This is a genomic window from Protofrankia sp. Cr1 (genome assembly GCF_963555865.1).
Lineage (GTDB): Bacteria > Actinomycetota > Actinomycetes > Frankiales > Frankiaceae > Protofrankia.
Map to the genome: position 1 here is coordinate 1 of NZ_CAUVXO010000089.1, position 14,106 is coordinate 14,106.

Annotated in this window: 11 protein-coding genes and 1 pseudogene; all 12 read left to right on the plus strand. The window is 66.2% G+C overall.

The features are described 5' to 3' along the window. Positions 1 to 48 precede the first annotated feature (48 nt). On the plus strand, positions 49 to 372 hold the full coding sequence (locus tag U9980_RS10095) for a hypothetical protein (protein WP_322767680.1): 324 nt from the start codon (positions 49 to 51) through the stop codon (positions 370 to 372). Positions 373 to 378: 6 nt separating this feature from the next. Continuing rightward, positions 379 to 777 (plus strand): hypothetical protein, encoded by a 399-nt coding sequence (locus U9980_RS10100; RefSeq protein ID WP_322767681.1) that lies wholly within the window; start codon positions 379 to 381, stop codon positions 775 to 777. Positions 778 to 796: 19 nt separating this feature from the next. Next, positions 797 to 1,363 carry a hypothetical protein gene (locus U9980_RS10105; protein ID WP_322767682.1) on the plus strand — a complete coding sequence of 189 codons (567 nt, stop codon included), beginning with the start codon at positions 797 to 799 and terminating at the stop codon, positions 1,361 to 1,363. Then, positions 1,360 to 1,716 (plus strand): hypothetical protein, encoded by a 357-nt coding sequence (locus U9980_RS10110; RefSeq protein WP_322767683.1) that lies wholly within the window; start codon positions 1,360 to 1,362, stop codon positions 1,714 to 1,716. The genes U9980_RS10105 and U9980_RS10110 overlap by 4 nt, the downstream gene beginning before the upstream one ends. A gap of 44 nt (positions 1,717 to 1,760) precedes the next feature. Then, complete coding sequence (locus U9980_RS10115) at positions 1,761 to 2,126, plus strand: hypothetical protein (RefSeq protein WP_322767684.1); 366 nt, start codon at positions 1,761 to 1,763, stop codon at positions 2,124 to 2,126. A 6-nt stretch (positions 2,127 to 2,132) separates the two neighbouring features. Continuing rightward, the gene (locus U9980_RS10120; protein ID WP_322767685.1) at positions 2,133 to 7,013 is read left to right on the plus strand and encodes a hypothetical protein; all 4,881 of its coding nucleotides are present in this window, start codon (positions 2,133 to 2,135) and stop codon (positions 7,011 to 7,013) included. 1 nt (position 7,014) lies between these two features. Beyond that, positions 7,015 to 10,233, plus strand: a complete 3,219-nt coding sequence (locus tag U9980_RS10125; RefSeq protein ID WP_322767686.1) for a fibronectin type III domain-containing protein — start codon at positions 7,015 to 7,017, stop codon at positions 10,231 to 10,233. 1 nt (position 10,234) lies between these two features. After that, positions 10,235 to 11,170, plus strand: coding sequence for a phage distal tail protein (locus tag U9980_RS10130; protein ID WP_322767687.1), 936 nt, complete (start codon positions 10,235 to 10,237; stop codon positions 11,168 to 11,170). Between the two features lie 11 nt (positions 11,171 to 11,181). Next, positions 11,182 to 12,228, plus strand: coding sequence for a hypothetical protein (locus tag U9980_RS10135; RefSeq protein WP_322767688.1), 1,047 nt, complete (start codon positions 11,182 to 11,184; stop codon positions 12,226 to 12,228). Continuing rightward, complete coding sequence (locus U9980_RS10140) at positions 12,225 to 13,340, plus strand: hypothetical protein (protein WP_322767689.1); 1,116 nt, start codon at positions 12,225 to 12,227, stop codon at positions 13,338 to 13,340. The genes U9980_RS10135 and U9980_RS10140 overlap by 4 nt, the downstream gene beginning before the upstream one ends. Beyond that, positions 13,337 to 13,642 carry a hypothetical protein gene (locus U9980_RS10145; protein WP_322767690.1) on the plus strand — a complete coding sequence of 102 codons (306 nt, stop codon included), beginning with the start codon at positions 13,337 to 13,339 and terminating at the stop codon, positions 13,640 to 13,642. Before U9980_RS10140 ends, U9980_RS10145 begins: the two co-directional genes overlap by 4 nt. Positions 13,643 to 13,792: 150 nt before the next feature. Further along, positions 13,793 to 14,106, plus strand: a pseudogene (locus U9980_RS10150) (hypothetical protein); the annotation flags it as partial.

Genomic DNA, 14,106 nt, shown 5'->3' on the forward strand with positions numbered 1-14,106 from the left:
CCACGGCAGGGTGATCCGGCCACGTGAGGTTTACGCGGGAGGGTGACGGTGGATGTCGACAGCATCGACATGTCCGTCGTCCGGCGGATCGTCGATCGCTCTCCCGAGCTGGAGGGGGCGCTCGCGGCAATCACAGAGGGTGGGCTTGGATTTGCCCGGTCGGTCTCGCCAGCCCGTCATGGCGGCTACGTCGCAGGCCTGTCCGCGGGAGTTCGCCGCGCAGGCGGAACCCCCGTCGGCTATGTCGCCGGATCAGACTTCAAAACAATTTGGGTGGAGCTCGGGTCATCACCGCACCCACAGCAGCCCCACGGCACTCCCGCCCATCACGTCCTGGGCCGGACGCTGGACGACCTGGCCGCCGGCGGCTGAGCGGTGATGCCGATCGCTACCGCTCCGGATGTCGAGGCAGCGCTGATCGCACGGCTCGGCACCCACCCCGACGTGATCGCCCTTGGCGTCCACGTCTCCTGGCAGCTCGATGACCGCCGTCCGGCGCTCGTCGTCGCCCGGGCCGGCGGGCTGACCGTGGTCCGGGGCTGGCTGTACCAGCCCCGGGTGCAGATCGACGTCTATGCCCCGGTGCGTGCGGCTGCGGTGCAGGCGGCGCTGACCGCGCAGGCGGTGCTCGAGCTGCGAGGCGGCTGGATGGATGCGACCACGGTCGTGACCGATGTGACGACGGTCCTCGCGCCGACGTGGCTGTACGACCCGTCGGCGGATGGCCACCGCTACACCGCGAGCTATCTCGTGACGGCCCATCCCCGGCCGTCTTGACGATGAAGGAGGAACGACGGTGGCTCACGACTTCACCCCGGCGAACATTCCAGCCGGTACGACCGGGATGGTGATGGTTGCCGCGGTCGACACGGCCGCGCCGGTGGACGCGACGTCGGCATGGCCGTCGGGCTGGTCTCAGCTCGGCGCCATCACCGATGATGGTGTCAAAGGGAAGTACGACACGTCCTACGAGGATGTGAACATCTGGCAGCAACTCGCTCCCGTGCGGAAACTCGCGAAAGAAGTCAAGTTCAGCCTTGAGTTCACCGCGAATGAATGGAACCGGGTGACGCTCCCGCTGTACTTTTCCGGCGGAACGATTACCGACCTGACGACCGTAGGACATTCGAGAATTTCCATTCCGGCGATCCCGACACCGGACGAGCGTGCATTCGGCGTCGAGTTCGTCGACGGCCTGAACTACTGGCGGCTGGTCATGCCGAAAGGGATGGTGACCGGCCGCGGCGACTTGACGATCAACAGCAAGAAAGCGGTAGAAATGCAGATGACGATCGAAGGCCTTGTCCAGGCCAACACCGACCTGGGCTTCTGGCTGACGAACGCCACCGGTGTCCTCGCATGACCGCGCCGGACCGGAAGGCGACAGCACCCGAGGTCAAACCGTTCGACCTGCTGGCGGCCCGTGCCGCCCGTGCCGAGGTCGCACGGGCCGGAACGCCGTTCGCCCTCGGCGAGCACGAGTTCACGGTCCCTCCGCAGGACGACTGGGACCTCGACGCGATGATCGCCCTCAGCGATGGCGACATGGTCACCTTCTTCCGACTCGTCCTGCCGGACGACCATCTCGCGATATTCGCCGAAGCCGTGACAACACATAAACTGAAGATCGGCGATCTCAAGGACATGTTCGGTCAGATCGCGCAGAGCGCCGGGTTTAAGAGCCTGGGGGAATTGTTGGCCTCGTCCGGCTCGTAATCGCCCATCACGAGGCTATTGAGGCCGACCTACTCAAGTACCAGGTGGATCTCCTGGACCTGTACCGGGGGCGGCTGTCGTGGCGGCGGCTCCGCGTCATCATCCGGCACCTGCCGGCAGATTCCGCACTGGCACGGGAGCTGCACGGAGAGTCCGCGGACTGGTCCCGCACCGACCGACTTCTCGCCGATCTGGTCGACATCGGACGCCTCCACATGCATACGACCGTCGCGGTCAACCTCGGCAAGGATCAGCGGCATCCCTGGCCGGCACCGCAGCCGGTGCCACGCCCATGGATGGCCGAACCGGCCCCGCCGCCGGCGGCACGCCGGGCGAGCCCCGCCGAAATCGCCGACACCGTCGCCCAGGCGATGGACCGGCCGCCACGTCCCTACCAACCCGGGGGGTGATGGTCGGTGGCTGACGGGTCCCTGCTCGTTGGCCGCGGCCACATCGAGATCACCCCCCGGCTCGCGAAGGGGTTCGACGAGCAACTCCGCGAGCAGCTCGCCCGCTCCCGCGGCTCGGAGAACGCCGGTCAAGACCTCGGCCGCCGTGTCGGCGGCCAGTTCAGCACCGGCCTGACGGCTGGAGCCCGGGAGCGGGACAGCCTCGGCCGGTTCGTTTCCGAGTCCGGGCGGACGGTGGAGCCGGCGGGGCAGAAGTTGGGTAGCCGTGTCGGTGGCCAGTTCAGTGCAGGTCTGACGGCCACCACGTATGCACGTGACAGTCTCGGCCGGTTCGTTTCCGAGTCCGGGCACAAGATCGAGCCAGCCGGTCAAGACCTCGGCCGCCGTGTCGGCGGCCAGTTCAGCACCGGCCTGACGGCCACCACACGTGCACGCGACAGCCTCGGCCGGTTCGTTTCCGAGTCCAGCCGGCGGGCCGAAGCTGCCGCCCAGCCCGGGGGCAGCCGGACGGGGCAGCGGTTCGCCGCCGGATTGGAACAGGCCGCGGCCGCCGGCCGGGTAGGGCTGCGGATCGGCTCCGGTCTGACTGCCGGACTGCGGGTCGGTTTCGTCGGCGCGCAGGTCGGCGGCCATGTGTACCGGGCGCTGAATCAGGCAATGTCCGGCGCCGAACCAGCTGGCCGGACGATGGGCGGACGGCTCCTGGCGGGCGCCGGACTGGCACTGCGGATCGGTGACCGTGGCCTGGAGTATGGGATCGCCGTCGGGGTTCGCCGCGCGGTCTCCGCGGCCGCCGCCCCACTGATCCAGTCTGGTCAGCGTCTCGCCGGCTGGATCGGCATCGGCCTGCGCGCCGGCAGCAGCGTGGTGCAGGCTGCCATCGGTCCGCTTATCGCCGGGGTCCCGGCCGAGGTCATCGGCTTGGGAGTGCAGCTCGCTGCCGCGATCGCACCGGCCGCCGGCGCGCTTCTGGCCCTTCCCGCGGCCGCGGTCGCCGCCGCGCAGGGACTTGGCGTCGCCAAACTGGCGTTCAGTGGTGTCACCGAAGCGCTCAGCGCCCATGCTGCGGCGGCCAAGACCTCAGGCGGCGCGGCCACGTCGAACGCGAACGCGCTGGCCGCGGCCGCCGATGCCGTGGTCTCCGCCCGGGAACGCGTCGCGCAGGCCTACCAGCAGGCCGCAGACCGCGCCGACCAGGCCAACCGCCGCCAAGCCACCGCGGAACGGCAGCTCGCCCGTGCCCAGCAGGACGCCCGCGACGCCCAAATCGACCTCACCCAGGCGCGGAAGGACGCCGCCCGACAACTCGACGATCTTCGGACGCAGGTGGAGCGGTCCGGTGACGCCGAGGCCGCCGCGCGGATTCGGGTCAAGCAGGCCCAGCTCGAGGAACAGCAGGTCCTCAAGAACCGCCGGTCGACCACGTTGCAACGGGCAGAGGCCGCCCTCGCGGTCCGCGAGGCCCAGGCGAACCTCGACGACACCCTTACCGGGATCGAACGGAACAAACAGGCTCTCGCCGAGCAGTCGAGCGCCGGCGTGGAGGGTTCCGACCGGGTCGTCGCCGCCCAAGAACGCATCCAGCAGGCCAACGAAAGCGTCGCAGACGCACAGCAGGCCCTCGCCGACGCACAGCGGGATATCATCCGCTCCCAGGAAGACGGCGCACGGGGAATCGCCGACGCCCAGCGAGCGCTCGCCGCAGCACTGCGCCAGCAGGCCGCCGCCGCCCAAGCCTCCGGCGGGGCCACCAACCAGTACGCCCAAGCGCTCGCGAAGCTCCCACCACCCGCACGTGACTTCGTCCAACAGCTCGTCGGCATGTCCCCGCTGCTGGACAAGCTGAAGGGCTCGGCGGCCGGGGTGTTCCCCGGAATGTCATCGTCGCTTCGGCAGCTCGCGACGGACTTCCCGGTCGTCGATGCCGGAGTTACCAAAACAGCGGCGGGCCTGTCCCGTGTGGCCGCGAGCATCGGCCCCGCATTTTCTGGGCCCGCCTTCCAGGGCGAGCTGACCGCTGTCATGGATGCCAATGCGCGGAGCACGGAGGCGTGGGGGCATTCTGCTGTTTCCGTCGCCCGCGGACTCTGGTCTATCGTGACCGCTGGAGCCCCGATAGTGGCCCGGGAATCCGAGCTCGGAGCGAAACTCGCAGAGAATCTCCGTCTGTGGCTGAAAACGCGGGAGGAAAACGGCACTCTTGCTCGGTGGATGAACCGCGGTATCGGCATCGCCAAGCAGCTATTCCGGATCGTTGAGGATGTGGGCCGGGGAATCCTCAATGTCTTCCATGCCGCACCGACCGGCGGCGTTCTCGACGGAATCGAGCGGATAGCCGCCGGTTTCGCGCGGATCACCGGCTCGGCGGGCGGACAAAACCGAATCGCCCAGTTCTTCTCCATCGTCGATCGGGCCGCCAACCGGGCCAGTACAGCAGTCGCCGGATTCTTCCACGGGCTGAGCAGCGGACAATCCAACGCTACCGGATTCGCCGGCTTCTTCGAGCGGGCCGGTGCGGGCGTCAACCATCTGGTTGATCTCCTTTCGCATCATCTGTGGCCTCTGCTCCAAGACATCGGCAGCGTATTCCACGCGGCAGGAGCACCCGCCCGCGCGTTCGCGAACGCCCTCAGCGGCGGCGGGAAAGGTGGTGGGCTCGGCGCCGGCATCGACAAGCTGCATGAGCAGCTGGCCCCGGCTTTCGCCGACCTCAAAACATTCTTCGCGGACCTGACCCCCGTCATGGAGCGGATGGGACGAACACTCGTCGGTGTAGTCCTGCCCGTGTTCGGCATCGTCGGCCGGACCCTAACCGGCACGCTGATCGCAGGTTTCCGCGCCTTCGCGTGGACGTTGGCCCATGTTGTCGGGCCGGCCCTGGTGTGGTTCTCCGGCCAGTCCGGAGGGACCCAGCGGGCGATCCTCGTTCTCGTCGGCGGGCTGGTCCTCCTCCGACGCTGGGGGTACACCCTCGGCGAGCTCCGCCGGCTGTTCGCAGGCCTGCGGGACGCACGCAACCTCATCGCAGCAGGACGGCATCTCGCCGGTCTAGCCCGTGGGCTGCAGGCACTTGCCGGGTTTGCGTTCCGGATGAACCCGCTCGTCCGGGCGTTCCGCGGGCTGATAGGTGTTTTTAACACACTGCGAACGGTCTTCAATCTTCTGAGACTTGCGTTCCTCTCCAACCCGTTCGGCATCATCCTCATAGCCGCTGTGGCCCTCGGTATCGCGTTTTATGAACTCTACAAGCACAGCGAGACATTTCGTCATGCCGTACAGGCTGTCGGAAGATTTTTCGCTCGAATTGGCGGCGATATCTGGGATGGAATAAAGAAAGTACCCGAGCTTTTCGGAAAAATGTGGGACGCTATCAAAGCTATCTTTTCTTCGGCGTGGAACTGGATTCACGACGCGGCGGTCGGGGCGTGGGACGGCATCAGGACCGTCTTCTCCTCGGTGATCGATGCCATCAAATGGGTTTTCCAGACGGCATGGGACGGGATCAAGCTCGTCTTCTCCACGGCGTGGAGCTGGATTCACGACGCGGCCACCGGAGCTTGGGACGGCATCCAGAGGGTATTCACTGACGTCATTGATGCCATCAAATGGGTTTTCCAGCACGAGTGGGATGCGATCAGGTTCATATTCACCGCCGCATGGAACGGCATACACGACTCCGGCGTCGCAATCTGGAATGTCATCAAGGATTTCTTCACGGGCGCCCTCGACGGATTCAAGAACTTTTTCCAGCGCGCTGTCGACGGCATCAAAGACGTCTGGAATGGACTCAAAGAGGTCCTATCCATTCCGGTCCGCTTCTACGTCAACACGATCTACAACAAGGGCATCCGCTGGGCGTGGAACAACACGGTTGCCAGGATCGGCATCCCAGAGCTTCCCGAACTCCACGTCGACGGCCTTAAAACTGGCGGCCCCGTTCGAGGGCCCGGCGGACCGCGCGACGACAAAGCGGGCCTGTTTGCGTTGTCAAACGATGAATACGTCATGCCGGCCCAGTCGACACGGCACTACGGCCTGCCGTTCATGGAAGCCATACGGCGGCGGGACCTTCCCCGGGACTCCGTTCCCGGACTCGCTGGTGGCGGGCTGGTCGGCAAGGCGTGGGATGCCACCGGCGGCAAGGTCGTTAGTGGTGCCAACGATCTGCTTCGCAGCGGTGCAGCAGCGGTAGCCGACGGAGTCTTCGCTCCGCTTCGATCGGCGATCATTCGGCTATTCGGTGACGGTGACGACTGGAAAGGCGTCATTTCCAAGGCCGGACGCTTTCCTCTCGACAAGATCATAGAATTCATTCGTGGCAAGGAAACAGTATCCGACGGAACAGCCACGGGAAACCGGGCTCTCGGCCAGCGCCTCGCGCAGGAAATCTACAACTGGACCGGCGGCCAATGGACCGCACTGGAGCACCTGTGGACGGGCGAAAGCGGCTGGAACCACCTCGCGGAGAACCCCTCGTCGGGTGCATATGGGATCCCGCAGGCGCTGCCCGGCAGCAAGATGGCCTCCGCCGGCGCGAACTGGCGGTCTGACCCGGCCACTCAGATCCGCTGGGGCCTGGGCTATATCCATGATCGGTCGGACTACGGCGATCCGCAGACCGCCTTCGCGAAGTGGTCGTCGCGGACACCGCACTGGTACGACGCCGGCGGTTGGCTCGGGCCAGGCGAGATCGCCGTGAACGGCACGGGGCGGCCCGAGGCGGTGCTCGACCCGGAGGAGTCGGCCGCGTTGAAGGCAGCTCTCCACGGCAGTCGCGGCGGCCGTGGGCCGCTGGTGTCCATCGGCGCGGTCCACGTCCAGGACAAGACCGACGTCGACCTGCTCGCGCAGAAACTCGACTTCTACCAGCGGAAGGGCGGGTTCTGAGATGGCGCGCCTGACATTTCCCAGCGAGGGCTCCCGGCTGGTCTATGCCGTGTCTGGCGGCGTGCTCACCGCCGTTGCCGCCGGAACCGTCGTCAACGTATGGACATCGCCGGCGGCGAACGTGGCAGCCGACTGCCTACACCTGGATAACACTCCGGTCACCACGGGAAACCCTCTGGTGGTTGACGCGCACTCCCGGTTGCCGGATTTTTACGGCCCCGGCGGAGCCGACACAGTGTGGATCACCGTTGCCGGGGGTCCTGTCACCCCCTGCTATGCCCGCGAGGATGACCGCCTAGACGCACTGGCCGCGTTGATCGCCGCGCTGTCCCAAACGAGCTCGACACCAGGTGCCCCGGTCAACGTCGCCGTCGTGCCTGGGAACGGGCAGGTGACGGTCACGTTCACCGCGCCGTCGGACGGCGGCTCGACAATCACCTCCTACATGGCGACGGCGTCCACCGGTCAGACCGCATCCGGAGCCAGCTCCCCGCTGACCATCACCGGGCTGACGAACGGCATCCCGGTCACTGTCACTGTCCGGGCGACGAACGGCACGGGTACCGGCCCGGCATCAAACCCGGCGGGCCCAGTCACCCCGGCGACCGTGCCCGGCGCTCCGACGTCGATCGTCGCCACAGCCGGCAATGGAAAAGCGACGGTGGCGTTCACGCCGCCATCGTCCAATGGCGGGTCGGCGATCATCGACTATCTGATCACCGCGTCGACCGGCCAGACGATCACAGTCATATCGTCACCAGGTACAATTGTCGGGCTGATAAACGGCGTCGGTGTGTCATTCACTGTCAAGTCGCGCAGCGCCATCGGCTATTCGACCACCTCGGCAACGAGCAATGTGATCACCCCGGCCGCGCCCGCCACGGTGTGGTCTGGGCCGCCCGATGTGGTTCATGACCTGGGCACGGCGACCCGGACCACCTCGGGTACCACATGCACGATCACGACCACGAACGTGGCCGCCATCGGCAACGCGATCTTCGTCGATATCGTTGCGAACGGAGCGGCGACACCGACCGTCACCGACTCGGCCGGCAATACCTACACGATCGACAACAAGGCATCGAACGGAACTGCCACCACCGTTTATCAGTGCACCGCGATGAACGTATTCGCGATGCCGATCGGCGCGACGATCACCGTCACGTTCGACAGCGCACGCGCTCTCATCGATATGCAGGCCAACGAAATCGGTGGCCTGAAGGACGTCAACACCGATCCGGGGGATGGTCATTCCATCGGATCGGCGAACACGACGACCGCATTGGTCTGCGGTGCCATAATCACGACGCTCGGCAATGACCTGGTCTGGAATGTCTACGGTTACGTCAGCGACGAAACAACACCGCCGACGTTCACCCCCGGGTCCGGATTCACAGCGCTCGGATACGTCCAAGCCGTTTCCGGTACCAGCTCCCGGGTGCTGAAGTCCCAGTGGAAGGTTATTCCGGCGCCCACGGCGGTGAGCCCGTCAGCAACTCTCGGCTCGGCGAAGAGCTACACGGGCGTGGCCTGGGCATACGCGGCGGCTGATCCCGGCACCGGGGCGTTGACCGCGGATCCGTCCGACCCGGTGGCCATCGGCTCGAACACTGTCACGTCGTCGAGCACGACATGTGTCGTGACGACGACCGCCGCGGCAGCAGCCGGATCGTCTATCGCGCTCCTGGTCGCCGCGAACGGTGCGGTGACCGCGACCGCGACGGACGACGCGGGCAACACGTACGTGCAGGATGTCACGGGCGCGTACGCGACATCGATCAGTGGATATATCATCACCACTCACAACATCAGTGCGTTGGCGTCCGGCGGGACGATAACGGTGACGTTCGCGTCCGCGCGCACCCATGTCGACGTGCAGGCGTATGTGATAACCGGCATCGCCAGCGGCAATGATGGCATCGGCGTCAAAACCGGAACGACCAGTTCCATGACATCCCAGGCGATAGCAACGTCCAAGGACAAATGCCTAGTCGTCGGCCTGTTCGCTGTGGTCAGTGATACCAACACGACGTCGTTCACGCCCGCGTCCGGCTGGACGACCTTGGCCTACAGCCATGCAGTCTCGGGCAGCTCGTCCCGCGACGCCTACACCCAGTTCCGCCAGGTTCCGACGGCAGGCACCGTCACCCCGACCGTGACGGCATCGGGGAACAAGAACTATGTGGCCGTCGCCGTGGCTTATGTGCCGGGAACGGGTGCGACCAGCCAAACGGGAACATATGGAGATTTCCCCACCCTGCAATCGAAGACGAACTCCGCTATCCCCGGTGATGTGATCACGCTTGCGGCCGGGATAATATTCAACGGCCGCTACGTTCTGTCCGGACTGAAAGGGACCGCGGCGAACCCCATCACCATCATCGGTGGGCACCCGACGACGTCCGTGATCGATGGCGGATCGACCGCGTCCGGTTATGTGGTCGCGCTCGACCAGTGTTCACATGTCATCCTCAAAGATTTCAAGATTCAAAATGGCCAGAAGGGTGTGGTGGTCGATCGCAGCGATAACATTCTCATTGACGGTATAACGGCCACGAACTTCGGCCAGGAATGCATCCACTTCCGCAACGAATCAACATACTGTCAGGCGAAGAATTGCGCCGTCTCATATACCGGACAGGTGGACCCGGGCTTTGGTGAGGCGTTCTACATAGGTACGGCGAGATCGAACTGGGGCGTCACGACGACACGGAAACCGGCGGCCGCAGCCGCGGGCGCTTTCCCTGACCTAACCCATCACATTACGATCGGGCCGGGGAATGTCGTCCGAAACTGCACCGCGGAGTGTGTCGATCTCAAAGAAGCCGCGCTAGATAACCTCGTCACAGGCAACGATTTCGACGGAAGCGACATTCATGGTGCGAACTCGGCCGTCTCCTGGTTGTCTATCAAGGCGTCCCGCACAACCGTCATCGGTAACCTAGGTAACACGACCCCGACCGATGGATATCGCACGGTGACCGTCACCGGAATCGATCCGAAATTCCTGGCACCCTACACGAACTGGGACGGCACGACTCAACCCGGGATAATTTTGTGCAGCAACAACACGTTCCAGGCGAACACGATCCACGGAGGTTCCGCGACCGGATACGGGGTGCATATCGTCGACGGCAGCAACAACGTCGTATACGACGACAACACGGCCGACGGATGCGCAGCCGGCACCGCGAACATCCCCCTGACCCCGGCGCCTTGACATGCCTATCCCCGCCGGTAGCTCACCCGAGGCCCCCACCCCCACCGTCACACCGACGATGCCGGGCACGGCCCGGCTCGCGGACCCCGCGGGCATCACACTCCTGACGTTGACCTCCGACGCGTTCGGCGCCGATCCGTTCGCGGTCGGCGCTTGGAACCTGGGCTACCCGGAGGTGCGCGCGGTCACCGAGGCCGATCCGGGGGCGGACGGGGAGATCGATTCGACGAGCCGGGTGGGGGCTCGCGGTATCACCGCGGAGATCGTCGTCGTAGGGGACGGGGTCGACACGGTCGGTGTGTGGTATCGGCGGCTGCGCGCGTTGATGCATCCGCGGCGCCGCTACTGGCTGCATCTGCGGCGGGACGGCTGGCCGGCGGAGCGGCGGATCCAGGTCCGGCCGGACAGCCTGACCGATGCGATCATCTCCGGCTCGGCGGTCGGGATTGCGACGCAGGCAGGCTGGCGGGCGCCATACGGGCTGTGGGAATCAACCGCATCTCACACGGCGGTCATCACCCCGTCGGGGTCGGTGGAGCCGGGTAAGGCGCTCCCCTGGCGGTTTCCGCTGGGGTTCGGCGCCGGTCTCGCCTCCGGTTCGGCGACCGTGGTGGTGGATAGCGAGTCCGAGCCGACGCTGCCGAGCGTCGATGTCTATGGGCCGTGCATCAATCCGGTTCTGATCAATCTGACTACCGGCTCGCAGTTTGCGTTCACTTCGCTGACGTTGGCGGCAGGCCAGTTCATCCGGGTGAATTTCCGTGATCGCATGGTGTTGCTGAACGCGGATACGGCGTCGTCCCGGTACGGGGATGCGGACTGGACGGTGTCGTCATGGTGGGCGCTGCAGCCGGGTGTCAATCAGATTGCGTTTACGCCGTCCGGGCCGGGGCCGGGTTGTCAGGCCGTGCTGTCGTGGCCGGATCTGTGGATGTGAGGAGCACGTGAATGGTTCTTGAGGTGCCGCTTTTCCTGCAGGCCGCCAGCGGGGACACGGCGATCGACTATTCGGCTCGAGAAGTGCGGCAGCTCCTCGACGCGGTCATCGTCTCGGAGGGTGTCATCGGCAACGGCGATCTTGCCGTGAGCCAGCGGGGCGCGGGCGCGAACGACAGCGTGGATGTGGCCGCGGGATGGGCTGCCATCATCGGGGATTCGGTGTCCGCGCAGGGGAAGTATCTGTGCCGGAACACAGCGGCCACTAACCTCGCGATTTCCGCGGCGCCAGGGTCCGGCTCCCGGACGGATCTTGTGTATGCCAAGGTTCGGGACAAGGTCGCGGATGGTGGGTCCAGCTATGACTGGGTGCTGGACAAGGTCACCGGGACGGTCGGCGGTGGTACACCAGCAACACCGGCGAGTGCGATCCCGCTGGCCACGATCCTGCGGACCGCCGGCGACAGCGCGGTCACCACCGCGCGGATCAGTGATGCCCGGCTGTGGGCGGCGGCTCCGGGCACGCAGGTCTGTACCCGGACGACACGTCCGGCCACACCCCGCCCGGGAACCATGATTTTCGAGGTGGACACCGGTCTGGGATTCCAGTGGACGGGGACACGCTGGCGGGGCCTGCAGACCCTGGTGTACTCGAACAGCCCGGTCCACGTCACCGGCATCACCACCGCGGAAACCGGTGTGCAGTATCTGCCTATCCCCGACCCGGGATGCCAGGCCTATATCACCGCCGACTGCACCATGCAGATCGTGAGGTCCGATAACACTGGTGTGTTCACCATGTACATGCGCGATTCGACCGGTCTCGCCGCGAACAACCTGACCGGGCCCGTCATAGGAGTCGGGCAGTCGCTGGGCACACCGAGCGGCACGGAGGCGACCTACAGCGGCTTCACCGGATACAAGGGGGCCTATACCGGCGCGACGAACATCCAGATCAGCGTGCGGCGTGCGACGGGTTCGCCGACAAGCACGGGCGAGGTCAACGCCAGCACCATCGACCCGAACAACAGACTGGTCGTCCAGGTCATACCCACATGACGATGTGGCTGTGGACATATGGCCCGTGGCGGGAGGGTCCGCAATCTGATATCGGGCCCGCGACCAATAAGACAATCACCTGGCGGCTCACTGGACGCCACGAAGCCTCGTACAACATCAACGGCAGGGTGGCCGAAGCCTATGGCCTCGACGAACTCATCAGCGACCTGTGGGTCATCCGTGACGGGACCTGCCTGTTCCGCGGCCGCCTCGGATCCCGCGACGACGAGGGCGATCCCGACAGCCACACGGTGACGACCTCGTGGGCGGACTACCGGGCGATCCTCGACCGCCGCCAGCTCTACGACGACGATCCGTTCGCCTACCCGTCCGCCGACCAGGCGGACATCGTCTGGGGGCTCATCTCCGCCACCCAGGCCAGGGCGGGCGGGAATCTCGGCGTCGTCCGCGGCATCGGACAGATCACAAGCGTGGCGCGGACCGACGTCATCTACGAAGCCGGCGCAAAGATCGGCGAATCGATCGACAGCCTGGCGAAACTCGAATTCGGTTTCGATTGGGACATCACCCCGGCCGCGGATCCGCGGATCCACACCCACACCCTCGACATCTGGTCGCCCTATCGGGGAGCCGACCGCGGCGTTGTCCTGGACTATGGCGCCCTCGTCACCAAGTTCTCCCGCCGGGTCGACCCGGCCGGCTACAGCAACGCGGTCCGCGCTGCCGGCGGCGGCGACACCGTCGACCCGGTCATCGTGCAGGCCCCGGACCTCGCGACCCGTCCCGAAGGTCGCTGGGATCTCGCGGTCAACGCGTCCGAGCTCGGCTCGGACGCCGACCTGGAGGCCGCCGCGAACCAGGCGCTCGCGGACAGCCAGCTCGTCACCCCCTCCTACACGCTGACCCTGCGGGCCGGGGCCTGGCGGGGCCGCGACCACATCTGGCTCGGTGACCTCGTGCGGCTGCGGATCCGATCCGGATGTCTCGACGTCGACGACCTCTACCGGGTCCAGGAGATCGGCGCCGCATGGTCGGCGGACACCGACGCAGACGGGGTCACCGCCACGATCACCGTCGGCGCGATCCCGCCCGACCGGCGGCTGCACCTACGCGCTCTCGATCGGCGCCTGGCCGCGCTGGAGCGCCGATGACCGAGCTCATCCTGGCTGTGGCGAGCACGCTGGCCGCGGCCGCGACTACCGGAGGTCTGCGGATGCTCCACCGGACCCGGGAACGCCGGCGTCGGCTCGACGCCGTACACGACGCGGTGGTCGGCGTCCGAGCCGACCCAATTCGAGGATTGCCAGAGATACGGGGAATGGCGCAGCGACTCGCCGTATTGGAGGCGCGAACCGCCCAGCTCGTACCGGACGGGAACGGTCATCCGACCCTGGCAGACAACGTGTTGGCGATCAAACGCCAGCTGGACGCGCACCTAGAAAACCATCCGTGACCAGGGCTCCCGGCCGGAGGCCGCCACGCCTCCACCGGAGCGCGGAGGACATCGCCAGCTGGCTGCGCACCGCCTGCTGGGTCGCCATGGCCATCGCGGCCTGCTGGCTGTTCACCACCCGGACCGGCTGAACCAAACGAGGAGGTTTTCGTGGAACCGCTACTCCCCGGGACGCTGTGGCGCCCGCTCGCGACCGACAACCCCGAGCCGCCGATCATCCCACGCATCCTGGTGTTCCACACGATGGTCGGCTACCTCCTCGGCACGGAGGCGATGTTCCGACAGGACGGCTACGTGGGTACCGAGTCCACGCTTGGCGTCGGGGGCGTGTGGGATGGCCAGTGGGATGGCGTGGTCATGCAGTGGCAGCGCCTGGACCGGCAGGCCGACGCCCAGTACGCCGGCAACGACTATGCGACCAGCGTGGAGACGTCTGACGGCGGGGACCTGTCGAGGCCATGGGG

Excerpts from the sequence above, each read along its gene's own strand:
- U9980_RS10140 (WP_322767689.1), top strand. The coding sequence starts at position 12,225 with ATGACGATGTGGCTGTGGACATATGGCCCGTGGCGGGAGGGTCCGCAA.
- U9980_RS10135 (WP_322767688.1), top strand. The coding sequence starts at position 11,182 with ATGGTTCTTGAGGTGCCGCTTTTCCTGCAGGCCGCCAGCGGGGACACG.
- U9980_RS10125 (WP_322767686.1), top strand. The coding sequence starts at position 7,015 with ATGGCGCGCCTGACATTTCCCAGCGAGGGCTCCCGGCTGGTCTATGCC.
- U9980_RS10145 (WP_322767690.1), top strand. The coding sequence starts at position 13,337 with ATGACCGAGCTCATCCTGGCTGTGGCGAGCACGCTGGCCGCGGCCGCG.
- U9980_RS10130 (WP_322767687.1), top strand. The coding sequence starts at position 10,235 with ATGCCTATCCCCGCCGGTAGCTCACCCGAGGCCCCCACCCCCACCGTC.
- U9980_RS10110 (WP_322767683.1), top strand. The coding sequence starts at position 1,360 with ATGACCGCGCCGGACCGGAAGGCGACAGCACCCGAGGTCAAACCGTTC.
- U9980_RS10100 (WP_322767681.1), top strand. The coding sequence starts at position 379 with ATGCCGATCGCTACCGCTCCGGATGTCGAGGCAGCGCTGATCGCACGG.